Origin of the sequence: Saccharothrix sp. NRRL B-16314, assembly GCF_000716595.1 — a bacterium.
Lineage (GTDB): Bacteria > Actinomycetota > Actinomycetes > Mycobacteriales > Pseudonocardiaceae > Actinosynnema.
In genome coordinates this window covers 48,432-71,809 of the sequence record NZ_JNXC01000013.1, presented here as the reverse complement: position 1 = coordinate 71,809, position 23,378 = coordinate 48,432, and the positions used below count along the sequence as shown (strand labels likewise).

Genomic DNA, 23,378 nt, shown 5'->3' with positions numbered 1-23,378 from the left:
TCCCCACGTGTCCGAACTCCTCATCGACGACGCTGACGGCGTTCGCACCTTCACGCTCAACCGGCCCGAGTCGTTCAACTCGTTCACGGTGGCGCTGAAGGAGCGGTTCCTGGAGGCCGCGGTCGAGGCCGCCGAGGCCGACTCGGTGCGCGCGGTGGTCATCACCGGCGCCGGGAAGGCGTTCTGCGCAGGCCAGGACCTGAAGGAGCACATCGGCCTGCTGGAGGCGGGCGACCCGGCGCCGCTGAACACCGTGGAGAAGCACTACAACCCGCTGATCAAGGCGATCGTGGCGATGCCGAAGCCGGTCATCGCGGCGGTGAACGGCATGGCGGCGGGCGCGGGGGCGTCGCTGGCGTTCGCGAGCGACCTGCGGGTCGCCGGTGCGGGCGCCAAGTTCCTGATGGCGTTCGCGAACGTGGGCCTGACGGCCGATTCGGGCGCCTCGTGGACGCTGCCGCGCCTGATCGGGCACGGCCGGGCGATGGAGATGATGCTGCTCGCGCAGCCGGTCGGCGCCGAGGAGGCGTTGCGGATCGGCATGGTGGGCCAGGTCGTGCCGGACGGCGAGGTGCTGTCCACGGCGCAGGCGCTGGCCCGCAAGCTGGCCGCCGGGCCGACCACCGCCTACGCCAAGATCAAGGAGGCGATGGCGTTCACCGGCGCGTTGGAGGCGGCGCTGGAGGTGGAGGCCCGCACGCAGGCCGAGGCGGGCGCCACGGCGGACCACCGGGAGGCGGTCGCCGCGTTCGTGGCCAAGCGGAAGCCCGACTTCACCGGGCGGTAGGCGCGGCGCGGAAGCAGGCCGCGATGTGGTCGTCGACCATGCCGGTGGCCTGCATCAGCGCGTAGCAGGTGGTGGGGCCGAGGAACACGAAGCCGCGGCGCTTCAGCTCCTTGGCCATCGCCTTCGACTCCGGTGTCACGGCGGGCACGTCGGCGAACGTGGCGGGTCGTTCGTGGCGCTCGGGCGCGAACGACCACAGCAGGTCGTCCAGCGGCACGTCGAGCTTCCCGATCACGCGGGCGTTGTTGATCGTCGCGTTGATCTTGGCCCGGTTGCGGACGATGCCCGCGTCCGCCATCAGCCGGTCGAAGTCGTCGGACCCGAACTCCGCCACCACCTCGGGCGCGAAGCCCGCGAACGCGGTCCGGAAGTTCTCCCGCTTGCGCAGGATCGTGATCCAGGACAGGCCGGACTGGAACGACTCGAGCGACATGCGCTCGAACATGGCCGTGTCGCCGTGCAGCTCGACGCCCCACTCGGTGTCGTGGTACTCGACGTAGTCGGGGGTGCTCTCGCCCCACGGGCAGCGGACGGGCTCGGTCATGCGGAGTACTCCCGGGCGAAGGCGGCGAAACGGCGCAGCGACCACAGCACGCCCGGCGCGAAGGCCAGGTTGAGCGGCAGCGCGATGTCCTCGGACCAGACGAGTTCGCTGCGCGCGTCGCCGCGGGGAACGACGCGGAACTCGCCGGTGCCGCGCACGAGCCGGCCGGTGTGCTCGACGGCGCAGCGCGTCGGCGGCTCCCACGCGGTGATGCGCATGGTGTCGGTGAAGCCGAGCGGGCCGATGCCGGTGAACGCCTCGAGCCCGCTCCCCTCGCTCGCGCCGTCACCGCTGGTGACGCGGACGGTGGTGCCGAGCATCCACTCGCCCTGCCGCGCCCAGTCGGTGAGCGCGGCCCAGGTGGTCGCCGCCGGTGCCTCGACGTCGACGCGCAGGTCAAGCCGGGTCATGCTCGGGCTCTCGTTCCGCCACGCGGTCGACCGGACGTCCGGGCTCGTGTCCGGGCTCTGACTCGACGCCCGGCTTGGCGTCCGGCGTGGCGTCCGGCTCATCGCCCCGCTTGGCCCGCGGTTCGACGCCCAGGGCGTCCTCCAGCTCGTCGACCCGGCCGCGCAGCCGCTCGACCTCGTCGGCCAGGCGGTCGATCACCCAGTCGACCTCGGTCATCTTGTAGCCGCGCAGGACCTGCTGGAACTTCACGTCGCGCACGTCGTCGGGGGTCACGTCGTCGGCCGGGAGCCTGGTCGGCGACGCGCCGGGCGGCAGCGGTGCCAGTTCCTCGCCGCGCCCGAACACCAGCGCGGCCAGCAGGAACACCACGGCCGCCACGAGAGCCATGACGACTATGTAGATGAGCGCTGAGGTCACGACACGATCGTGACACATCCCCCCGTCACACCGACGAGAACACCACGCACCGGCGGGCGAGTACGGCCGGTCGGAGCACCAGGACGAACGACATCTGGCACGCACGCCGAGCTGGTCGAAGCTCCCGGCCACTACCGCGACCGCTGGAGCACCGAACGCATGGCGGGCCGGTCGTCCGCCGGCACGTCGACCGCCGACGGCAGCCACTCGCCGTCGAACGGCACGAACTGCGTCAACGTGGACGACGCCACCGGCACACCGCACCGCCGCAGCGCCGTGCCCATGATCTGAGCCGCCATCGGTCCGAGCTGGCGCAGGTCCCGGTTGCGGTGCTTGCGCACACCCAGGTTGACCTGCGCGATCCCGGCCAGCCCGTATCGGGTGTGCGCGTCGAGCAGCAACCCGATCTCCACGCCGTAACCGGGCGCGAACGGCACCGACTCCAGGAACTCGCGCGTGCCCGCGTACTCCCCGCCCAGCGGCTGCACGACGCCGGCCAGCTCCGGCCGCAACGCGTTGAGCAGCGGACGGGCCGTCAGCTCGGTGACCCGGCCGCCGCCGGTGCTCTCCAGCCGCAACGGCCGCCGGTAGAAGCCCTTCACCAGGTGCACGTCCCGGGTCAGCAGCGGGCCGAGCAGCGCGGGCACGAACTCCGGGTCAGGGTCCACCAGGTCGGAGTCCAGGAACACCACCAGGTCACCGGACGTGGCCGCGAGCGAGCGCCACAGCACCTCGCCCTTACCGGGCCGCGGTTCCAGCTCGGGCAGCACGTCCGTCCGGTGCACCACCCGCGCGCCCGCTTCCGCGGCACGCGCCACCGTGCCGTCCGCGGACCCCGAGTCCACCACGACGAGCTCGTCCACCAGACCACCCAGCAGCGGGCGCACGACGCCGACGACGTCACCGACCGTCGCCTCTTCGTCCAACGCGGGCAGCACCACGCTGACGGTCCGACTCCCCTTGCGCGCCACCAGCTCCGGCACCGTCCACTGCGGACTCTGCCACGTGTTGGACGCGAACCAGTCCGGCATCAGGCCAACGCCCTCAGCACCCGTGCCGGCGGACGCGTGCCCGCGATGCTCGCCACCATCTCCACCACCCGGCGGGTCTGCCGCACCTGGTGCGCCCGGAACACCTTCGCGCCGGACCAGGCGGCCACCGACGTCGCGGCCAGCGTGCCGTCCACCCGGTCACCCACCTCCGCGCCGAGCGTCTCGCCGACGAAATCCTTGTTGGACAACGCCATCAGCACCGGCCACCCGGTCGCCACCAGCTCGTCCAGCCGCCGCAGCAGCTCCAGCCCGTGCCAGGTGTTCTTGCCGAAGTCGTGGGTCGGGTCGATCAGGACACCCGCCGCCGGCACGCCCAGCGCCACCATCCGCTCGGCCCGCTCGACCAGTTCCGCCGCCACGGACGCCACCACGTCGGCGTAGTGGACGCGGTGCGGATCGGTGCGCGGTTCCAGGCCGCCGGTGTGCGAGCAGACGATGCCCACGCCGAACTCGGCCGCCACTTCGGCGAGCGCCGGGTCCGCGCCCGCCCACGTGTCGTTGATCAGGTCCGCGCCCACCTCGCACACGGCACGGCCCACCTCGTGCCGCCATGTGTCGACGCTGATCACCAGGTCCGGGTGCCGCTCGCGGACGGCCGCGACGAACGGCACGACCCGACGTGCTTCCTCGGCGGCGTCGACCACTTCGCCCTTGGAGCCCGCCTTGACCCCGCCGATGTCGACGATGTCCGCGCCGTCGGCGACCGCGCGGTCCACCGCGGCCATGGCGGCCTCGTCCTCGAACGTGGCGCCGCGGTCGTAGAAGGAGTCGCGCGTCCGGTTGACGATGGCCATCACCAGCGCGCGATCCCCGGCGACCTCTCGTGACCCGAACCGCATGACCGCATCGTGCCACGTGCCCACTGCCGGTGAGCTGTGTCACAGACCCCTGCTACTCGCGAGTACGGTTCGTGTTTACTCGCCGGTAACACCCTGCGTGATCCAGGTCACGGTCAAGGAGGACCTCGTGCGCCGATCACTTCCCCTGCTCCTCGCCGCCCTGCTGGCGGTGGTGCTGACACCGCCCGCACAGGCCGCACCCGGTTTCGCGGTGGCCTACGAAACCATCCCCGGCCAGGGCGGCACCCCGCTCAAGGCACTCGTCGTCACACCGACCGGACGCGGCAGCGGACCGTTCCCGCTGATCGTGCTGCCGTCGAGCTGGGGCGTGAACAACATCGAGTACGTCGGCGCGGCGGCCAAGCTCGCCTACGAGTCCGGCTACTCGGTGATCAGCTACACGTCGCGCGGGTTCCACGACTCGGCGGGCGAGATCGACGTGGCCGGGCCGGACACCGTGGCCGACGTCAGCCGGGTGATCGACTGGGGCCTGGCGCGGGCCGCCGGTGATCCCGCCCGGATCGGCGTCGGCGGCATCTCGTACGGCGCGGGCCAGTCCCTGCTCGCCGCCGCGGCCGACCCGCGGATCAAGGCCGTGACGGCGCTCAGCACGTGGACCGACCTCGGCCGGTCGCTCTACCCGAACGAGACGGTCAGCGCGCAGGCCGTCGAACTGCTGCTGGCCGCCGGTCACCTGACCGGACGTCCCGGGCCGGTGCTGCGCGAAGCGGAGGCCGCCTACCGGGAGCACCGGTTCGCCGACGTGCTGCCGATCTCGCCGCCGCGGTCGCCCGCCACGCACGTGTCGTCGATCAAGGCCGCGGTGATGATCGGCAACGCGTGGAACGACGGGCTGTTCCCGCCGAGCCAGATCACCGACTTCTTCGGCGCGCTGAGCACGTCGAAGCGGCTCATGCTCTCGCCCGGTGACCACGCCACCGCCGAGCTGTTCGGCGCGGCCGGGCTGCCGAACGAGATCTGGACGTCCGTCGGGCGCTGGTTCGACCACCACCTCAAGGGCGTGGACAACGGCATCAACCGCGAGAACCCCGTGCAGGTCAAGCCGAACAACGGCGGCGCCTGGCGCTCGTACCCGTCGTGGGCCGCGGCCACCGCGCGGACCGACACGGTCGCGTTGACGGCGGACCGGATCGGCGCCGGGTGGCCGACCATCGCCGAGAGCGGCACGGTCATCGTGTCGGGTGCGTTGCAGGGCTTCCTGGACATCCCGGTCGGCGTCTCGACCCCGCTGATCGACCGAGGGGCCGCCGCGGTGTGGCGCGGGCCGGTCCAGTGGACGTCCACCACGGTCAGCGGCACACCTCGTGCCCACCTGACGGTCACGCCGAGCGCCGCCAAGACCACTTTGTACGCGTACCTGTACGAGGTGAACGTGTTCGGGTTGGGTGCGTTGATCACGCACAAGCCGGTGACGCTCACCGGAACCGGCACCAGGGCGGTGGACCTGGACCTGGAACCGGCGGTGTGGAACGTGTCGGCGGGCAACCGGCTGGTGCTCGTCGTGGACACGGTGGACGCGCGCTACGGCAGTTCCAGCACGCTCGGCTCGTCGGTGGCGTTCGGCGCGGACTCGTGGCTGAAGGTGCCGCTCGGCTGACCGGCCCTTGGGTTTGGTGAAGTCGTTCGAGCTGTTCAGGTCCTGAGGGGCGGGGCGGGTGCACCGACAATTTCCAGGCACTCGCCCCACGCCTGTGGACAACCCCGACCTGTCCACATAGCTGACAGCAGCTGTCAGGACTTGCTGCGAGGATCACCGACATGGAATCGAAGTCGACGTTCAAGATCACGCGGTGGGACCAGGCGGTCTACGACGAGGCGGAACCGCAGCTGGCCCGCGTCCTCGTGGACAAGGCGTACAGCGGCGTCATGGAGGGCACGAGCACCGCCGAGCTGACCACGTGCCAACCGTCGGAAGGCTCGGCGGGCTACGTGGGCACCGAGCGGTTCGTGGGCACCGTCGACGGCAAGTCCGGGACGTTCGTGCTCCAGCACGGCGCCGTCATGTCGGCGGCCGGCGCCGAGTTCTGGGGCCACGTCGTGCCGGGGTCGGGCACCGGCGAGCTGGCCGGCATCTCCGGCACGGCCCGGCTGGAGCACGAACTCATCACCCTGGACCACGAACTGCTCACCGGGGACCACGACCTTGGCTGACCGGGAACGGGTGATCGCCTACCGGGTCGCCGCGCACCAGTTCGACCGGACCGCCGCCGACGCGTCCGCCCTGCGCGTGTTCGACCTCGGCCTCCAGGACTCGGAACGGTCCGCGGTGCCCGCGCTGGCCGCCCGGCTCGACCGCGTGCCCGACCTGACCGCCTTCACCCTCACGTGGACCGTGCGGGGCGCACCCCACTGGCACCGCGCCGACGACGTGCCCGGACTGGCCGCCAGGCTGTGGCCGTTGACCGACGCCGACGCCGTGGCCCGGATGAACCGCCCACCCGTGGACGACGGCCGCGCGGCGCTGCGCGAAGTCGCGTCCGCACTGCGCGAAGTGGTCACGGAGCCGATGACGAAAGGCGAGGCGTCGTCCCGCCTCACGTCGGAGGTGCGTCCCGAGGTCACCGGCTGGTGCCGGGGCTGCGACGCCACGCACGTCCTCGACCCGATCTTCCGCCTCGCCGTGCTGCCCGCCGGCCTGCGGTTCGACCCGGCCGAGAAGACGGTGACGTTCGTGCCGCTGGAGGACCGGCGGGACGTCCCCGACGCCTCACACGGCTTCGACGCGCTGATCGCCGACTACCTCAGGCTGCACGGCCCCGCCGGGCCGTCGGAGGTCGCGAACTACTTCGGCGCGCCCGTCCGCGACGTCAAGGACGTGTGGCCGGACGACCTGGTCGCCATCTCCAAGCGCGCGTGGCTGCCCGCCGACCGGATCGAGGCGTTCGAGAACCCGCCACAGCCCGAGGTGGTCCGGCTCCTCCCGCCGCTCGACCCGTACCTCAACGCCCGCGACCGCGACCTGCTGGTGCCGGACAAGGCGCACCAGAAGGAGGTGTGGCGCATCCTCGGCCGACGCGGCGCGCTGCTCGTGGACGGCGAGGTGCTCGGCACCTGGCAGGCCAAGGCGACCGCCGACCGGCTGGACGTGAAGCTCTCGCCGTTCGTGCCGCTGGACGTCGACATGTTCGCCGAGGAAGCCGATCGCCTGGCCACCGCCCGCGGCCTCGGGGAGGCCCGTGTCAGCTAACCGGCACAAGCGTCCAGCGCGACCTCGACGTCGTCCGTGACCACCAGCAGGTCGAGCGCGGCGCGGGACACGAACCCGCGGCCGTGCAGCTCGGTCAGCCAGTCGAGCAGCCCGCGGTAGTGGCCGTCCACGTCCAGCAGCACCACCGGCTTGGCGTGCATGGCCAACGCCCGCGCCGTCCACACCTCGAACAGCTCCTCGCAGGTGCCGATCCCGCCCGGCAGGGCCAGGAACGCGTCGCCGTGCGCCTCCATCAACGCCTTGCGGTCGCGCATCGTCTCGACCACCAGCAGTTCGTCGGCGTCGGAGTCGGCCAGTTCGCGGTCCACCAGGCCGCGCGGGATGACGCCGGTCGTGCGGGCGCCGCCCTCACGGGCAGCTCGCGCGACCTCGCCCATCATGGACGTCCGACCGCCGCCCCACGTCAGCCCCCAGCCGCGGGCCGCGATCCGCGCGCCCACGTCCGCCGCCAACTGCAAGTAGCTGTCCGGGACCGTCCGCAGCGATCCGCAGTACACCGTCACCGTGGTCAATGTGCGTCCGCCCAGGCCTTGTGCGCGTCGTTCACCACGCGCACCGCGTCGTCGATGTCGTCGGTCAGGTACAGCAGGTCCAGGTCCTTCTCGCCGACCTTGCCGCCGGTCAGCACCGAGTCGCGCACCCAGTCGTACAGGCCCTGCCAGTACGACTTGCCGAACAGCACGACCGGGAACTTGGTGACCTTCTTCGTCTGCACCAGGGTCAGCGCCTCGAACAGCTCGTCCAGCGTGCCGAACCCGCCCGGCAGGCAGATGAACGCCTGCGAGTACTTGATGAACATGGTCTTGCGCACGAAGAAGTAGCGGAAGTTCACGCCCAGGTCGACCCACGGGTTCAGGCCCTGCTCGAACGGCAGCTCGATGCCGAGGCCGACGGAGAACCCGCCCGCCTCCGAGCAGCCCCGGTTGACCGCCTCCATCGCGCCCGGACCGCCGCCGGTGATCACCGCGAACCCGGCCTCGGCCAGCGCGGCGCCCAGCTTGCGGCCCGTCTCGTACTCGGGGTGGTCGCGGCCGGTGCGGGCGGAACCGAACACGGTCACCGCGCTCGGCACCTCGGCCAGCGCGCCGAAACCCTCGACGAACTCCGCCTGGATGCGCAGCACGCGCCACGGGTCCGTGTGCACCCAGTCGCTCGGGCCGCGCGAGTCCAGCAGCCGCTGATCCGTGGTGGTCAGCTCATCACGGCGTTCGCGACGCAGGACGACCGGTCCGCGCTGCTTCTCCTTGGGGTGTTCGTCCACGTCGTTCTCCGTCATTGCCGGGAGTCTAGAGGGAGGACGCCGGCCGGCTCAGGAAGCGGCGCAGCACGTCCACGCACTGCCGGATCTGGTGCACCGGGACGTTCTCCTGCTGCGTGTGCGCGAGCAGCGGGTCACCGGGGCCGTAGTTGACGGCGGGCATGCCGAGGGCGGCGAACCGGGCCACGTCCGTCCAGCCGAGCTTCGCGACCGGTGTGCCGCCGGCGGCTTCGACCAGCTCGCGGGTGGTCGGCGCGCCGAGACCGGGCAGGGCGCCCGCGGACACGTCGGTGACCGTGACGTCGTAGCCCTCGAACAGCTCGCGCAGGTGCTGCTCGGCCTGCGCCGGCGTGCGGTCGGGTGCGAACCGGTGGTTGACCTGGAGCACCGCCTCGTCCGGCACGACGTTGCCCGCGACGCCGCCGCTGACCCGCACCGCCAGCATGCCCTCGCGGTAGAGGCAGCCGTCGATCTCGACCTGGCGCGCCTCGTAGGCCTCCAGGCGGCGCAGGGCTTCGCCCAGGGCGTGGATCGCGTTCACGCCCATCCACGCGCGGGCCGGGTGGGCGCGGACGCCCTTCGTGCGGACGTCGACGCGCATCGTGCCCTGGCAGCCGGCCTCGATCACGCCGTTCGACGGCTCGCACACGATCGCGAGGTCGCCCTTCAGCCACTCCGGCATCTCGCGCTCGATGCGACCGAGGCCGTTGCGGACCGCGTCGACCTCTTCGCAGTCGTAGAAGATGAAGGTGAGGTCGTGGCGCGGGTCCTGGACGGTGGCGGCGAGGTGCAGCATCACCGCGTCACCGCCCTTCATGTCGACCGTGCCGCAGCCGTGCAGGATGCCGTTCTCCAGCCGGGACGGCATGTTGTCGTTGATCGGCACGGTGTCCAGGTGGCCCGCCAGCACCACGCGGGACGGGCGGCCGAGGTTCGTGCGGGCCAGGACGGTGTTGCCGGACCGGGTGACTTCGAGCGCGGTCTGCTCCTCAAGGGACCGCTCCACGAGGTCGGCGATGCGGGCTTCGTCGCCGGAAACGCTCGGCACGTCGACGAGCGCGGCGGTCAGCTCGACGGAATCGGAGGCGAGGTGGAAGGTGTCGGCCACCCGGCGCACGTTACCGTTGGCACCCGTGAGCACCACAAACCCCACCGGCGCGTACGGCGTCGGACTCGCCACCGTCACCCCCACCGGCGCCGTCCTGGACACGTGGTTCCCGTCCCCGTCGCTCGGTACCGCCGAGCCCGGCGTGACGCGGCTGTCGTCCGCCGAGGTCTCGGCCGAGGTCGGTGAGGCCGCCGCCAAGCAGCTCGGTGCGGACGTCGAGCGTGACGTCGAGGTCGTGGGCGTCCGGGTCGGCATCGGCTCGCTCGCCGACGCGCCCGCGTCCACCTACGACGTGTGGCTGCGGCTGCACCTGCTGTCGTCGCGGCTGGTCCGGCCGCACGGCGCGAACCTGGACGGCCTGTTCGGGCTGCTGAACAACGTGGTGTGGACGAACTTCGGGCCGTGCGCGGTCGACGGGTTCGAGCAGACGCGGCTGCGCCTGCGCACCCGTGGCCAGGTCAGCGTGTACGGCGTGGACAAGTTCCCCCGGATGGTGGACTACGTCGTGCCGTCCGGGGTGCGGATCGCGGACGCGGACCGGGTGCGGATGGGCGCGCACCTGGCGTCCGGCACGACCGTGATGCACGAGGGTTTCGTGAACTTCAACGCCGGGACGCTCGGCTCGTCCATGGTGGAGGGCCGGATCTCGGCCGGTGTGGTCGTCGGCGACGGCTCGGACGTCGGCGGCGGCGCGTCGATCATGGGCACGCTGTCCGGTGGCGGCAAGCAGGTCGTGTCCGTCGGCGAGCGCTGCCTGATCGGCGCGAACGGCGGCGTCGGCATCTCGTTGGGCGACGACTGCGTGGTGGAGGCGGGCCTCTACATCACCGCGGGCACCAAGGTGACCGGCGCGGACGGCTCGGTCGTCAAGGCGGGGCAGCTGTCCGGCATGTCGAACCTGCTGTTCCTCCGCGACTCGACCACCGGCGTGGTCAAGGTCCTCCCCCGCAAGGGCTCCGGCGTCGAGCTGAACGCCGCCCTCCACGCCAACGACTGACCTGAGCGTTGAATTCGGGGGCCGCGAACGTAGGACTCACCCGCCGCGAACGTAGGACTCACGCGTTCTGAACGTAGGACTCACGCGACGTCCGCGTGAGTCCTACGTTCGCGTTGCGTGAGTCCTACGTTCCGGACACGCGTGTCCTACGTTCGGAACGGGTGAGTTCAACGCTCAGGACGCGTGCGGTGGGTCGGGATCAAGCGAGCAGGCGGTCGACGGCGGTGGCGATCCGGTCGTCCGTCGCGGTGAGGGCGATGCGGACGTGCCGGTCGCCGGTCGGGCCGTAGAACGTGCCCGGAGCTGCGAGGACGCCGCGTTCCGCGAGCCACGAGACGGTGTCCCAGGCGGGCTCGCCGTCCCGGGTCGACCACAGGTACAGGCCGGCCTCGGAGTGGTCCACCGTGAACCCGGCCTTGGTCAACGCGGGCAGCAGCACGTCGCGCCTCGCCCGGTACCGCTCACGCTGCTCCGCCACGTGCGCGTCGTCGTTCAACGCCGCCGTCATCGCCGCCTGCACCGGCCGCGGCACGATCATGCCCGCGTGCTTGCGCACCTCCAGCAACGACGCCACCAGCGCCGGGTCACCGGTCACGAACCCCGCGCGGTACCCGGCCAGGTTGGACGACTTCGACAGCGAGTGCACCGCCAGCACCCCGTCCAGCGAACCGCCGTTCACCGCGGGCAGCAGCACGGACACCGGGTCCGCCGTCCACGACAGCGCCAGGTAGCACTCGTCGGACGCGACGACCGCCCCCACCGCGCGCGCATCGGCCAGGGCCTGCGCCAACCGCGCGGCGTCCAGCACCCGACCGGTCGGGTTGGACGGCGAGTTCAGCCACACCAACCCGGTACCGGCCGGCGGCGGTTCACCGTCGGCCAGCCGCACGGGGGTGGCACCGGCCAGCCGCGCGCCCACCTCGTAGGTCGGGTACGACAACGCCGGGATGGCCACCACGTCGCCCGGCCCCAGGCCCAGCAACGTCGGCAGCCACGCCACCAGCTCCTTCGACCCGATGGTCGGCAGCACCGACACCGGGTCCAACGGCGGCACGCCGTGTCGCCGCGTCAACGCGCCCACCACGGCCTCGCGCAACTCCGCGACGCCGTGCGTGGTCGGGTAGCCGGGCTGGTCGGCGACCGTGCCGAGGGCGTGCCGGATCAGCTCCGGGACCGGGTCCACGGGCGTGCCGATGGACAGGTCGACCACGCCGCCGGGGTGCGTGCGCGCCTTGGCGGCGTGGTCGGCCAGTGAATCCCAGGGGAAATCCGGGAGCCTCCTACCCGAGGCGCCCGCACCCGACAGGCCCGAGGTCACTCGTGGGACGCCTGCGGCGGGAGAGCCTTCACGAACGCGGGGTCCGCGCTGACCTTGCCGACCTTGGAGGCGCCACCGGGGGAGCCGAGCTCGTTGAAGAAGTCCACATTCGCCGTCGTGTACTCCTTCCACTCGTCCGGCACGTCGTCCTCGTAGTAGATGGCCTCGACGGGGCACACCGGCTCGCAAGCACCGCAGTCGACGCACTCGTCCGGGTGGATGTAGAGCATCCGGTCGCCTTCGTAGATGCAGTCGACGGGGCACTCTTCGATGCACGCCTTGTCGAGCAAGTCCACGCACGGCTGGGCGATCACATAGGTCATTGCGCTCTCCTGCTCTTGTTCTGGTCCACACCGCGCAAGCCGGAGAATACGCGGCGGGGTCGTCGGCCCGACGCTCAGGCCGGCCTTTCGTCAGCGTGCTCCACCTCACAGACCGACCCCCGGCCGGCGCGGTGCAGGATGCGTGGGTGGAGCACATCACCGACCTGGAACGACGGTGCGCGGACGCCTGGCCGGCACTCGTGGACCGACCGCTCGGGCAGTGGCGGCTGCGGGCCGCGGGCGGCTTCACCGGACGTGCCAACAGCGCCCTGACCACCGGCGACCCGGGTCTTCCGACCGCCGACGCGCTGGCCGAGGTGATCAGCTTCGCGACCGCCAACGGGATCAGGCCGGCGGCTCACGTGGTGGTCGGCACGCCCGTCGAGAACGGGGTCGCGGAGGCCGGCTGGCGAGTGGACCTGGAGCACCCCGGCGGGGTCGAGTCGCTCGTCATGACCGGCCGGGTCGAGGGGCTCACCACTGCGCCGAATGGGTACGCCACTCCGAAGTCCGCAGATGTGACCGTCTCGGACGTCCCGCCTCCCGGATGGTGGGAGCTGGCCGCGCAGGCGGACCCCACCCCGGCCCAGCGGCACGTGCTGACGTCCGGGCGGACGGTCGGGTTCGGCGCCGTCACGCTGGACGGGGAGGTGCTGGCCGCCGTGCGCGGCGCCGTCGTCGGCGACCTGCTCCACGTGGCACGGCTAGCGGTGCGGCCGGGGGCGCGCCGCCTGGGCCTGGCCCGCGTGCTGATGGCCGAGTTGGCGGACTGGGGCCGCGACAGGGGCGCGACGACGTGCGCGTTGCAGGTGGCCGAGCACAACAAGCCCGCGATCACGCTCTACGAGTCGCTGGGCTGCGTCGAGCACCACCGCTACCGCTACTGGGTGCCGAACCACTCGTAGGCGGCCGTGCGGACCCGCTTCAACGCCGACCGCTCACCGAAGTAGTCGCCCACCACGCCCACGACGGGCAGCATCCCGAGCGCCTGGTGGTAGAACCGGCCCTGTGGCCGCTTGTCCAGCTCGTCCTCCAGCTTCCAGAGGACCTTGGCGAGCTTCCACACCGTCGCCCCGATGGCCCGGAACGTGGACCGCTGCCGCAGTTCCCCGATCAGCTCGGCGGTCTGCTCGTCCTCCTGGGGGTCGACCGCGCGCCCGTCGACGGAACGCTGGAACAGCACGTGCGCGAGCAGCCGCACCCGGTCCTCGGTCGACGTGAACCCGTGCTCGCCGGCGATCGCGGACAGCAGCAGCCCCTGCCCCGCAGCGCCCAGCGCGGACTGGATCGGCAGCCGGTCGGCCAGCACTCCGCCGACGCCGGGCAGCGCGGCCAGCAGCGACACCAGCCGGCCCACCCGGTTGAGCCAGAACTCGTCCCGCTGCTCCACGTCCATGCGCGCCCACGCGGCCGTGCCGGGCACCTTCACGGCGGCCAGCTGGTCCCACAGCTTGTCCACGAGCCCGCGGTCCGCATCCCGCTCCACCTCGCGGTCGCGCAGGCCGAGCAGGTTCACGTCCCGGAGCGTGTCGAGCAGCGGCCCGGTCGCGCGGACGAACGGCCGCAGCGCCCGCACCACGTCCCGGTCAGTGATCGTCTCGGGCACCGGCCTGCCTCCCCATGTGCGCGCCGACGGCGATGGCGCTGGGCAGCGTCCCGCTGGCGAACAGCACCAGGGTGCGCCAGTCGTTGAGCAGCACCACGTCGCCGCCCGGGCCGAACAGCCCGAACAGGAGCAACGTAGCGATCCACACCAGCAGCGGCGAGACGGCGGCGAGCATGCGGTGCGCGTGCCTCGACGCGGCGAGCACCAGCATGGGGGTGGTCACGATCGCGAGCACCACGGTGACCGGGAACGGCCAGTCACCGGCACGCGGGAGGAGCGTGCCGTCCAGCCGCAGCGGCAGGAAGAACAGCTCCAGCACCGCGAGCACGAAGGCCGCGACCGCGATCCCGACGAGCGCCAGGCGATCGGTCAATCCAGCCCCCCGAACAGGTCGGTCTCCGCACCTTCCGCGGGACCCTTGGCCAGCACGTAGTACTCGGCGTGCACGACGGGCTGCGCGATGCCGTTGGACAGCGCGTAGCTGGCGCCGCCCGAGCCGTCCTGCCACACGCTGATCTGCGTGGAGTGCGCCCGCAACGCCCGGAGCTTGGCCACCAGGTGTTCCGAGATGTCGATCGTGGTGGTGATGGCGGCGTCGTCGGTGACGGGCAGCTCGCCCTCGACGGGCAGCCGCCACGGCAGGTCGGCCATCTCGGCCAGAGCGGCGGCACCGGCCTCGGTCGCCGCTCGCGACGTCACGGCGTGGAACACGCGGTCCACGTCGACAGCGGCCGCGGTGGTGATCTCGTGCACCCTGATGTGGTCGGGGTGGCCGTAGCCGCCGAACGCGTCGTACGTGACCACGACCTGGGGTTTCACCGACGCGATGATCTCGGACAGCGCGGCGACCTGGTCGTCGAACGAGCCGTTCACGAACGCGCGCGGGTGGGTGTTCGCGTCGACACCGGCCATGCCGGAGTCGCGCCAGCGGCCGATGCCGCCGAGGAAGCGGTGGTCGGTCACGCCCAGGGCCGCGCAGGCGGATCTCAGTTCCGCGACCCGGTACCCGCCGAGCTGGTCGGCGGCGTCCGCGGTCAGCTCCCGGAGCGCCGGCGGGATGATCTCGCCCTCCTCGCCGAGGGTGCAGGTGACCACGGTGACGTGCACGCCCATCGCCGAGTAGCGGGCGATGGTGCCACCCGTCCACAGGCTCTCGTCGTCGGGGTGTGCGTGTACCAGCAGCAACCGTGGTGGAGCAGTGAGCGTCACCGGATCAGAGTAGAGGGGCAGTCGCCGCCCGCCCTCGGGGACACCGGACAACCGGCGGCCCCGAGGGCGGCAGCGCTACCGACGCGGCGGCTACCCCGCGATCGAGGGCATCACTTCGGCGAAGTGGCACGCCGAGAGCGTGCCCTCGCCGTCGCCGCGCCGCTCCAGCTTGGGCTCCTCGGTGGCGCAGATGTCCTGCGCCTTCCAGCAGCGGGTGCGGAAGCGGCAGCCCGACGGCGGGTTCACCGGCGACGGAACGTCACCGGTGAGCACGATCCGCTGACGGCCGCGCTCCACCTTCGGGTTCGGCACCGGTACCGCGGACAGCAGCGCCTGCGTGTACGGGTGCATCGGCCGGGCGTAGATGTCCTCCCGGTCGCCGATCTCGATGATCTTGCCGAGGTACATCACGGCGACCCGGTCGGAGATGTGCCGGACGACCGACAGGTCGTGCGCCACGAACAGGTACGCCAGGCCGAGGCGGTCCTGCAACTCCTCCAGCAGGTTCACCACGCCCGCCTGCACCGACACGTCCAGCGCCGACACCGGCTCGTCCAGCACCACGAGCTTCGGGTTGAGCGCGAGCGCGCGGGCGATGCCGATGCGCTGGCGCTGCCCGCCGGAGAACTCGTGCGCGTACCGGCCGCGGTGCTCCGGGTTCAGGCCGACGAGCTCCATCAGCTCGTTGACCCGGTGCTGCACGTCGCCGCCGCCGTCCGCGGGCACGCCGTGGATCTTGAACGGCTCGGAGATCAGCTCGTTGATCTGCCAGCGCGGGTTCAGCGACGCGTACGGGTCCTGGAACACGATCTGCATGTCCCGGCGCACCGAGCGCAGGCCCTTGCCGCGCAGCGTGGTCAGCTCGCGGCCCTCGAACTTCACCGAGCCGGACGTCGGCTTGTGCAGCTGGAGGATGGCCCTGCCGGTGGTGGACTTGCCGCAGCCGGACTCGCCGACCAGGCCGAGGGTCTCGCCCGGGTACAGGTCGAAGCTGACGCCGGACACGGCCTGCACCTGCCCGACCGTGCGCGGGATGATGCCGCCGCCGCGCACGGGGAAGGACTTGACCAGGTCCTTGATCTCCAGCAACGGGGTCTCGCCCGGACGCCCGGAGGCGACGCCACCGGCCTGTGGGTTCACTTCTGTGGACGTCATGAGGTCGGGTTCTCCCCTTCGTGCAGTCGCGCTTCCACCACGTCGACGTCCTCGGCGATGGGCATGCCCGGGTTCGCCGTGGTGAGCGACGCCGGGTTCTCGACCACGCCGATCTCGTCGTGCGCGAACAGCCGCTGCGGGTTCTCCAGCGTGGCCAGGTGCGCGGAGCGGTGGCACCGCGCGAAGTGGCCGGACCGGTCGGTCTCCAGCAGCTGCGGCTCGGTCTCGCGGCACTCGTCGATCGCCAGCGGGCACCGCGGTGAGAACGAGCAGCCCTGCGGCAGGTTCATCAGCGAGGGCGGCGCGCCCTTGATCGGGGTGAGCCGCTTGCCCAGCAGGTTCGGGTTCGGGATGGAACCCAGCAGACCCACCGTGTACGGCATCCGCTGCGCCTCGAACACCTCGTCCACGGTGCCCTGCTCGACGACCGTGCCGCCGTACATGACCTGCACGCGGTCCACCATGCCCGCCACCACGCCGAGGTCGTGCGTGATGACGACGATGCCGGCGCTCGTCTCGTCCCGGATGCGCAGCAGCGTGTCCAGGATCTGCGCCTGCACCGTCACGTCCAGCGCGGTGGTCGGCTCGTCCGCGATGATCACGTCCGGGTCGTTGATGATCGCCATGGCGATCATCGCGCGCTGCCGCATGCCGCCGGAGAACTCGTGCGGGTACTGCGACGCACGGCGGTCCGGCTGCGGGATGCCGACGAGCTCCAGCGCCTCGACGGCCTTGGCCCAGGCCGCCTTCTTCGACACGTCGTGGTGCGCCAGGTGCGCCTCGGCGAGCTGCCAGCCCACCGTGTACACCGGGTTCATCGACGTCATCGGGTCCTGGAAGATCATCGCGACGCCGTTGCCGCGGACCGGCTGCATCTGCTTGTAGCTCAGGCCGACGAGCTCGCGGTCCTTGAACTTGATCGACCCGCCGATCTTCGCGGTCTTGGGCAGCAGGCCCATGACCGCCATCGACGACACCGACTTGCCCGAGCCCGACTCGCCGACGACGCCCAGCACCTCACCGGGGCCGAGCGTGAACGACACGTCCCGCACGGCGTGCACGACGCCGTCGTCGGTCGGGAAGTCCACCGACAGGTTCTCGACCCTCAGCAGCTTCTCGCCGCCGGCCGTGTCGCCCCACGCCGAGGACTCGGGTGCGTTCATCACGTCCACCTCACTCATGCCTTCACCCTCTTCTGCCGCGGGTCGAAGGCGTCCCGGAGACCGTCACCGATGAAGTTCACCGAGAGCGAGATCAGCACGATGAACACGAACGTGGTGAAGAACAGCCACGGGTGCAGGGTCAGCTCGTTCTTGTTCAAGCTGATCATCAGCCCCAGCGACGTGTCCGGGCTCTGCACGCCCAGGCCGAGGAACGACAGCGCGGCCTCCAGCAGCACCGCCTGCGCGATCGCCAGCGTGGCGTTGACGATGATCACGTCGACCGTGTTGGGCAGGATGTGCCGGAACACGATCCGGAACGTCGACGCGCCCAGCGCGCGGGCGGCCTCCACGAACTCCTTCTCGCGCAGCGACAGCACCATGCCGCGGATCACGCGGGCGATGGACAGCCAGCCGATCAGGCCCATGTACAGGGCCACGATCATCCAGTTGCTCTTGCCGCCGTTGCCGGCGACCGACACCACGAAGCTGTTGCGCACCAGCACGGCCGCGATGACCAGGCTGGGGATGACCAGCAGCAGGTCGATGAAGCGGCTGATGACCGTGTCGACCCAGCCCTTGAGGTAGCCGGCCAGCGCACCGAGCACCACGCCGATGATCGTCGACAGGACCGCGACGACCACCGCGATCTGGAGCGAGAACTGGGTGCCGCGGATCAGCTGCGCCACCATGTCCGCGCCGAGCCGGTCGGTGCCGAACGGGTGGTCGGCGCTGGGCGGCAGGTACCGCTTGAAGCCCAGGTCGGTGTACGAGTACTTCCAGATCGCGCCGCCCAGGAAGGCGAACAGCACGAGCAGGACCAGCAGCACGACACCGAACACGGCGGCCTTGTGCCGCATGAACCGGCGCAGGATCACCTGCGACTGCTTGCGCGTGGAGGTCGTGTCGAACTGACTCGCCTCGGCCGGGCTCGGCGACGGGGCCTGCGCCACGGGGGAACCGATCTCAGTCAAGGCGGATCCTCGGGTCCAGGAACGCGTACATGACGTCCGCGATCAGGTTGAACACGATGATGAAGACGGCGGTCACCATCATGAAGCCGAGCACCTGGTAAGGCTCGAGGTCGGTGATCGCGTCGACCAGGAACTTGCCCATGCCCGACCAGCCGAAGACCGTCTCGGTGATCACCGCGCCGCCGAACTGGGCGCCGATGTTGAGCGAGGACACCGTGACGATCGGGATGAGCGCGTTGCGGAACGCGTGCTTGAAGATGGCTCGGCTCTCCGAGATGCCCTTCGCCTGCGCGGTGCGCACGTAGTCGGCGTTGAGGGTGTCCAGCATCGAGGCGCGCTGGAAGCGGCTGTACAGCGCGAACTGGATCACGACCAGGCAGATCGTCGGCAGGATGAACGCGCCGGAATACTGGTAGACCTGGTCGATGAACCCGCCGGAGAAGCCCTCACCGGGCGGACCGGCCATGGTGAGCCATCGTTCGGCGCCTATCGACTCCAGCCAGTTGTTGAACTGGATGCCGCCGGCCTTGAGCACCAGCGCCACGCAGAACAGGGGCATGGAGAACATGGCGAACGATATTCCGGTCGCCGTGTAGTCGAATATCGAATACTGTCTGACCGCGCCGACGACGCCGACGCCGACGCCGAGGAGCAGGGCGATGACCTCCGCGACCAGGATCAGCCGCAGGGTCGTGCCAAAGGCGTTGATCAGCTCTTCCTTGACCGGCTTGCCCGCGTTGCCGGGGACGACGGACTCGCCCCAGTCGCCGGTCACGAAGTCGCCGGCCCAGTCGACGTAGCGCTCCATGAACGGCTTGTTGTAGCCCGTCCGCTCGTAAGCGGCGGCGATTTCCGCCGGTGTCCGCGGTTTCTGGAGCTTCCACTCGCCGAGGGGATCACCCATGGCGTTGACGAGACCGAAGCAGAGGAATGAAGCGACGATCAACAGCGGAATCGAGATCAACAACCGCCGGATTATGTAACGGAACATGACGAGTCTCTAGTCTCCCTAGGCACCCCCGCGTGCAAGCGTGGGAGCCTACCGGACGCGGACACCGTCCGGGGGGCCGGTGCTTGTGGCACCGGCCCCCCGGCGGTTGGGTCGTACTTTATCTACCCGGAATCACGAACCCGGCGTTACTTCTTCTGCCAGGCGTAGAGGTTCCAGGTGACACCGCCGCCGACACCGATGTACGAGATCGGGCCGATGTCCGCGCTCGAAGCGGCGAAGTCGGTCAACTGGAACAGCGGGATGCTGTGCAGGTCATCACGCATGATCTTGTCGGCTTCGTTCATCATGGTGATGCGCTTCTGGTAGTCCAGCTCGCTGTTCGCGGCCTTCCACTTCTCCGTCAACGGGGCGGAGTCGTAGTTGTTGTAGTTGCCCGTGCCACCCTCGGACTTCTGGGCGTAGTTGCCGTACGCACCGGCCTTCAGCGGCTGGCCGACCCACGCGAACAGCGCGGACTCGAACTCGCTCGCCGGGAGGCGCTTGTCGTTGAAGTCGGCAGCCTGGTCGGCGACGATCTCGATGCCGGCCTGCTTGCACTTGTCCTGCAGGATGCGGACCGTGTCGGCACGACGCTGGACGATCTTGTGGCCGAGCTTGAAGGACGCGCGGAACTCGCCCTTCGTGTAGACGCCGTCGGCGCCGAGCTTCCAGCCGCCCTCGTCCATCGTCTTCTTGGCCGCGGCGACGTCACCCTTGCCGACGTCACCGTAGTGGTCCTCGTAGCCGACCTCGTTGGGCTGGAACGTGAGGCTGCCGAGCGGCTTGGCGTTCGGGTCCACGTCGGCGACGAGCTTCTCGATCAGGGCTTCGCGGTCGAAGCACTGGGCGATCGCCAGGCGCAGGTCCTTGTTCTCCTTGAACAGCGGCAGCGCCATGTTGAAGTCGACGTGCTCGTAGGTCTGGCCACCGGCCGCGAAGACCTCGAACGCGCTGTCGCCGCGGAGCTGCTGGGCGACGGCCGGGTCAGCCTGCGGGGCGATGACCTGGACTTCCTTGTTCTGGAGCTGCTGGGCCGACGACTGGGCGTCGGTGTTCGTCTTCAGGATGACCTTGGCCGGGCCACCGGGGTTGCCCCACCACTTCGGGTTGCGCTCCAGGACCGTCTGGTCCTTGAGGTCCGAGGAGACGATGGAGTACGGGCCGCCGGAGAGGGCGACGGACGGGTCGAAGCCCAGCCAGCCGGTGGTGTAGAACTCGGCGACCTTCTTGACGGTCTCGTCGTTCTGGTCCGGCTTCACCGCGGTGATGTCCGAGACGCCGGTCTTCTGCTCCAGGACGTGCGCCGGGAGCAGGCCGTCGCTACCGGGCTGCGAGAACATGCCCCGGTAGTCGGCGAACGCCTTCTTGAACGTCGTGGTGATCGTCTTGCCGTCTTCCGAGCACTCGAGCTTCTCGACGTCCTCGTAGCCGGTCGGGGAGGAGTCGAAGATCGACGCTTCCTCGCCGCTCTCGCCCTTGACGGTCGCCTTGCTCGTCGCCGCCAGCCACTTCAGGTGGAAGTCGTCGCAGTCGATGGCTTCGCCATCGGACCAGACGGCCGCCTTCTGCACCTTCCACTCGATGGTCTGCGGGTCGGTCGACGTGACCTTGATGGACTCCATCAGGTCGTTGTCGATCTTGATGACGATCTTGCCGTCCACCAGCACCGGGAGGTACGGCGAAGGCTGCACGTTCGACAGCGCGATGGTGCTGGAGAAGTTGTTCGTCGCGCCGATGTTGTTGTTGTAGTTGTGGAAGCCCTCTTCGACGGCGACCGCGATCTCGCCGATGTCCTCCACCTTCGGACGCTTGAACAGCTCGTCCTGACCACCGATCGCACCGGGGTCGAGGTCTTGCGGACCGCCCTGTTCTCCGCCGCCCGAGCCGCCGCCGCTGCACGCGCTCAGCACGAGCGCGGCTCCGGTCAACAGCGCAAGCGCCGAGACAGTCTTTGATCTCCTCATCGACACGTGCCCTCCTAGCACTGGGTTGGAGCGACCGTTTGGGCCGACTTCCACCCATAACCGAGATGTGCCAAACGCGCCCCGAACCGACACACCGTTGCAGCACGATAAGAACCAGTGCGCCGCACGGTCACTGCCCATCGGCCGATCGTGACCAAAGGGTGACACGTCGTCGCAGCACGCGACTCCGTCGTTACCGGCAGGGAGCGTTCGTTAACCGGACGGCAGGAATACTGTCAATACTGCTCCGCGAACGCATCTTGAAGCTGGTGTTTCGTCGGAGTCAACGGTCAACGATCTTCACGGCGCCAGGTGCGCGCGGTGCTGAGCGGGCCGGCGAGCGGGGCGCCCGCGGTGACGTTCTGAGCCACCGGCAAGACCACCAGCAAGTCTGCTACCTGGAACAACGGCATCGCGACGGCCTGTTGCCAGAGCACCGGCTCGATCGTCTTCAGGGCGTCGGCCAGCAGCAGTTCACCGCTGAGGGCCTGTTCGATCACCGGCTGGACGGTCTGGTCGCAGAAACCGGAGAGATTCGCCGGAATGGGTGTACCACCGTCCTGCGGTGACGGCCGACACCCGAATGCGGAAGCCAGAACGGCCGCTGAATCACCGGTGTCGACGCGCGGCACGACGGCAATGTCGATGGTCTCTTTGGAAGCGGCGGTATCCGACAGATCTTGGCCGAACAACTGATTGGCGGGCGTTGTCAGGACGCGTGCGGCGATTCCGGACAATGACAGTTGACGCTGAACCTGGTTCGCGATGGCGACGTACGGCTCGACATCGGCGGGTGCGGCGATGGTCAACTCCAACGTCGTGTTGTCACGCCCCCACTGACCGCCCTCCGGTCGGGTGTAACCCGCTTCGGTGAGCAGTTGCACGGGGTCACCGGCCTTGGCGGGCATGGTCGGGGTGTAGCCGGCCCTGCTCGGCGGGATCACCTGCGCGTCCGCGCGGAGGGTCGCGCTCGGGCCGCTGCGGGTGCCGAGGGCGATCAACTCGTCGCGGTCGAGGGCGTTCATCACGGCGGTGCGGACCCGGACGTCCTGCATTCGCGGCGACGCGGGTCGCAGGAGCAGTTGGACGACCTCCGGCCTCGGCACCACGGTCGAGGTGAGCGGTGCGGTCTTGGCCAGTTCGGCGATGTCCTTGGTGACGATCGAGTCGGCGCGGATGAGGGCGACCTGGTCGTCACCCGTGTTCAACGCCTCGATCGTGTCGTGCTGGCCGGCGCGGCGCAGGACCAGCCGGTCGAGGGGCGGCGGCTGCTCCCAGAACCGGTCGTTGCGCTCGAGCACGATCTCGCCCCGCGGCTGGTCGAGCGTGCGGACGGCGAACGGGCCCGCCGTGGCCGGGAAGCTGTCCGCGAGGGCCGCGCTCCAGCCGCCCGGGGCGTCCTTGAGCAGGTGGGCGGGCAGGAGGTTGTGGAACAGGCTCCGCCAGCCCGGGTACGGCTTGGTGAACACCACCTCGACCACCTTGCCGCCCTCGCGGCTCGCGATGTCGTCGATCAGCCGGTACCCGGCCGGGTCGACCACCCCCGGCTCCTCCCGCATCCGCTGCCAGAGGTAGACGAAGTCCTCGGCCGCGATCGGCGCCGAGTCGGACCAGCTGGCGTCCCGGCGGAGCGTGTAGGTGACCGTGTACGGTTCCGCGCTGGTGACCTCGGCGCTGACCACCAGGTCGAGGTCGAGCCGCGGGCTGCCGTCCGGGTCGGTGCGGAAGGTCGACGGGAGCAGGAGCGAGGCCAGGGCCGTGGTGACGGTGCTCTGGCTGGCCAGGGTGTGCGGGTTGTAGCCGCCCTTGACGTCGTCCACCCCGACCACGATCTCGTTCTGCTTCTCCTTGGGGACCACCGTCATCCCCGGCGTCGACGGCACCAGGGGCGGTGGAGGCGTCGCCGTGCACCCCGCCAGGGCGAGCGCAGCAACCACCGCAAGTACCTTTCGCGTCCCCATGGGTACGAGCGTGCCAGACGGCGCAAACCGAAGGGCACCCCGGGCCGGAGCCCGAGGTGCCCTTCAGCACACCCT

The 23,378-nt window shown here is 70.3% G+C and carries 24 protein-coding genes and 1 pseudogene; 6 read left to right on the top strand and 19 right to left on the bottom strand.

The genetic code is table 11. The annotated features are described in order from the left end of the window. Positions 1-7: 7 nt before the first annotated feature. Positions 8-787 (top strand): enoyl-CoA hydratase-related protein, encoded by a 780-nt coding sequence (locus OQ02_RS20375; RefSeq protein WP_033440092.1) that lies wholly within the window; start codon positions 8-10, stop codon positions 785-787. Here the strand turns inward: OQ02_RS20375 and OQ02_RS20370 are convergent. The 5 genes and pseudogenes from OQ02_RS20370 to folP form a co-directional block, all read right to left on the bottom strand. Further along, positions 774-1,331, bottom strand: coding sequence for a DNA-3-methyladenine glycosylase I (locus tag OQ02_RS20370; RefSeq protein WP_033440091.1), 558 nt, complete (start codon positions 1,329-1,331; stop codon positions 774-776). The genes OQ02_RS20375 and OQ02_RS20370 overlap by 14 nt on opposite strands. Next, positions 1,328-1,741, bottom strand: coding sequence for an SRPBCC family protein (locus OQ02_RS20365; RefSeq protein ID WP_033440090.1), 414 nt, complete (start codon positions 1,739-1,741; stop codon positions 1,328-1,330). Before OQ02_RS20365 ends, OQ02_RS20370 begins: the two co-directional genes overlap by 4 nt. Before the next feature lie 139 nt (positions 1,742-1,880). Beyond that, positions 1,881-2,159, bottom strand: a pseudogene (locus OQ02_RS45905) (DivIVA domain-containing protein); the annotation flags it as partial. Between the two features lie 131 nt (positions 2,160-2,290). Further along, on the bottom strand, positions 2,291-3,190 hold the full coding sequence (locus tag OQ02_RS20355; RefSeq protein WP_051772571.1) for a glucosyl-3-phosphoglycerate synthase: 900 nt from the start codon (positions 3,188-3,190) through the stop codon (positions 2,291-2,293). Beyond that, positions 3,190-4,050, bottom strand: coding sequence for a dihydropteroate synthase (folP, locus tag OQ02_RS20350; protein WP_033440089.1), 861 nt, complete (start codon positions 4,048-4,050; stop codon positions 3,190-3,192). The genes OQ02_RS20355 and folP overlap by 1 nt, the downstream gene beginning before the upstream one ends. A 127-nt stretch (positions 4,051-4,177) precedes the next feature. Between folP and OQ02_RS20345 the strand changes: the two genes are divergently transcribed. The 3 genes from OQ02_RS20345 to OQ02_RS20335 all read left to right on the top strand — a co-directional run bounded on the left by OQ02_RS20345 (position 4,178) and on the right by OQ02_RS20335 (position 7,258). Continuing rightward, complete coding sequence (locus OQ02_RS20345; protein ID WP_033440169.1) at positions 4,178-5,668, top strand: CocE/NonD family hydrolase; 1,491 nt, start codon at positions 4,178-4,180, stop codon at positions 5,666-5,668. Positions 5,669-5,829: 161 nt separating this feature from the next. Beyond that, entirely contained in the window at positions 5,830-6,222 is a 393-nt protein-coding gene (locus tag OQ02_RS20340; protein ID WP_033440088.1) for a DUF3224 domain-containing protein, read from the top strand. Next, positions 6,215-7,258: a DNA glycosylase AlkZ-like family protein gene (locus OQ02_RS20335; RefSeq protein ID WP_033440087.1), complete on the top strand. Its 1,044-nt coding sequence runs from the start codon at positions 6,215-6,217 to the stop codon at positions 7,256-7,258. The genes OQ02_RS20340 and OQ02_RS20335 overlap by 8 nt, the downstream gene beginning before the upstream one ends. Here the strand turns inward: OQ02_RS20335 and OQ02_RS20330 are convergent. Genes OQ02_RS20330 through dapE form a run of 3 tightly spaced genes read right to left on the bottom strand, consistent with a single transcriptional unit; the run spans position 7,255 to position 9,645 of the window. Beyond that, on the bottom strand, positions 7,255-7,782 hold the full coding sequence (locus OQ02_RS20330; protein WP_231500129.1) for a TIGR00730 family Rossman fold protein: 528 nt from the start codon (positions 7,780-7,782) through the stop codon (positions 7,255-7,257). The two genes, OQ02_RS20335 and OQ02_RS20330, sit on opposite strands and share 4 nt — an antisense overlap. Before the next feature lie 5 nt (positions 7,783-7,787). Next, positions 7,788-8,555, bottom strand: a complete 768-nt coding sequence (locus tag OQ02_RS20325; RefSeq protein ID WP_033440086.1) for a TIGR00730 family Rossman fold protein — start codon at positions 8,553-8,555, stop codon at positions 7,788-7,790. A 10-nt stretch (positions 8,556-8,565) separates the two neighbouring features. Continuing rightward, positions 8,566-9,645, bottom strand: a complete 1,080-nt coding sequence (gene dapE / locus OQ02_RS20320; RefSeq protein WP_033440085.1) for a succinyl-diaminopimelate desuccinylase — start codon at positions 9,643-9,645, stop codon at positions 8,566-8,568. A 25-nt stretch (positions 9,646-9,670) separates the two neighbouring features. Between dapE and dapD the strand changes: the two genes are divergently transcribed. Continuing rightward, entirely contained in the window at positions 9,671-10,642 is a 972-nt protein-coding gene (gene dapD, locus OQ02_RS43890) for a 2,3,4,5-tetrahydropyridine-2,6-dicarboxylate N-succinyltransferase (protein WP_033440084.1), read from the top strand. Positions 10,643-10,841: 199 nt separating this feature from the next. Here the strand turns inward: dapD and dapC are convergent, their stop codons facing one another. Together dapC and fdxA are read right to left on the bottom strand one after the other, a co-directional pair. After that, complete coding sequence (gene dapC / locus OQ02_RS20310) at positions 10,842-11,960, bottom strand: succinyldiaminopimelate transaminase (protein WP_051772570.1); 1,119 nt, start codon at positions 11,958-11,960, stop codon at positions 10,842-10,844. Then, a complete protein-coding gene (gene fdxA / locus OQ02_RS20305) occupies positions 11,957-12,283 on the bottom strand; it encodes a ferredoxin (RefSeq protein ID WP_033440083.1) in 327 nt (108 codons plus the stop codon). Before fdxA ends, dapC begins: the two co-directional genes overlap by 4 nt. A gap of 146 nt (positions 12,284-12,429) precedes the next feature. Between fdxA and OQ02_RS20300 the strand changes: the two genes are divergently transcribed. Continuing rightward, positions 12,430-13,188 carry a GNAT family N-acetyltransferase gene (locus OQ02_RS20300; RefSeq protein WP_033440082.1) on the top strand — a complete coding sequence of 253 codons (759 nt, stop codon included), beginning with the start codon at positions 12,430-12,432 and terminating at the stop codon, positions 13,186-13,188. On the opposite strand, the gene OQ02_RS20295 is transcribed toward OQ02_RS20300, so the two are convergent. From OQ02_RS20295 to OQ02_RS20255, 9 genes are all read right to left on the bottom strand, one after another. Then, positions 13,164-13,889, bottom strand: a complete 726-nt coding sequence (locus OQ02_RS20295) for a hypothetical protein (RefSeq protein WP_033440081.1) — start codon at positions 13,887-13,889, stop codon at positions 13,164-13,166. The two genes, OQ02_RS20300 and OQ02_RS20295, sit on opposite strands and share 25 nt — an antisense overlap. After that, a complete protein-coding gene (locus tag OQ02_RS20290) occupies positions 13,870-14,262 on the bottom strand; it encodes a hypothetical protein (RefSeq protein WP_033440080.1) in 393 nt (130 codons plus the stop codon). The genes OQ02_RS20295 and OQ02_RS20290 overlap by 20 nt, the downstream gene beginning before the upstream one ends. After that, positions 14,259-15,098 carry an N-acetyl-1-D-myo-inositol-2-amino-2-deoxy-alpha-D-glucopyranoside deacetylase gene (gene mshB / locus OQ02_RS20285; RefSeq protein ID WP_033440079.1) on the bottom strand — a complete coding sequence of 280 codons (840 nt, stop codon included), beginning with the start codon at positions 15,096-15,098 and terminating at the stop codon, positions 14,259-14,261. The genes OQ02_RS20290 and mshB overlap by 4 nt, the downstream gene beginning before the upstream one ends. Before the next feature lie 90 nt (positions 15,099-15,188). Continuing rightward, positions 15,189-16,253 (bottom strand): ABC transporter ATP-binding protein, encoded by a 1,065-nt coding sequence (locus OQ02_RS20280; RefSeq protein WP_051772569.1) that lies wholly within the window; start codon positions 16,251-16,253, stop codon positions 15,189-15,191. Then, entirely contained in the window at positions 16,250-17,434 is a 1,185-nt protein-coding gene (locus OQ02_RS20275) for an ABC transporter ATP-binding protein (protein ID WP_033440078.1), read from the bottom strand. The genes OQ02_RS20280 and OQ02_RS20275 overlap by 4 nt, the downstream gene beginning before the upstream one ends. After that, the gene (locus tag OQ02_RS20270) at positions 17,431-18,387 is read right to left on the bottom strand and encodes an ABC transporter permease (RefSeq protein WP_033440077.1); all 957 of its coding nucleotides are present in this window, start codon (positions 18,385-18,387) and stop codon (positions 17,431-17,433) included. Before OQ02_RS20270 ends, OQ02_RS20275 begins: the two co-directional genes overlap by 4 nt. Next, entirely contained in the window at positions 18,380-19,378 is a 999-nt protein-coding gene (locus tag OQ02_RS20265; RefSeq protein ID WP_033440076.1) for an ABC transporter permease, read from the bottom strand. Before OQ02_RS20265 ends, OQ02_RS20270 begins: the two co-directional genes overlap by 8 nt. A 146-nt stretch (positions 19,379-19,524) precedes the next feature. Beyond that, the gene (locus OQ02_RS20260) at positions 19,525-21,342 is read right to left on the bottom strand and encodes an ABC transporter family substrate-binding protein (RefSeq protein WP_033440165.1); all 1,818 of its coding nucleotides are present in this window, start codon (positions 21,340-21,342) and stop codon (positions 19,525-19,527) included. Between the two features lie 290 nt (positions 21,343-21,632). Next, complete coding sequence (locus tag OQ02_RS20255; RefSeq protein WP_051772568.1) at positions 21,633-23,303, bottom strand: ABC transporter family substrate-binding protein; 1,671 nt, start codon at positions 23,301-23,303, stop codon at positions 21,633-21,635. Positions 23,304-23,378 lie beyond the last annotated feature (75 nt).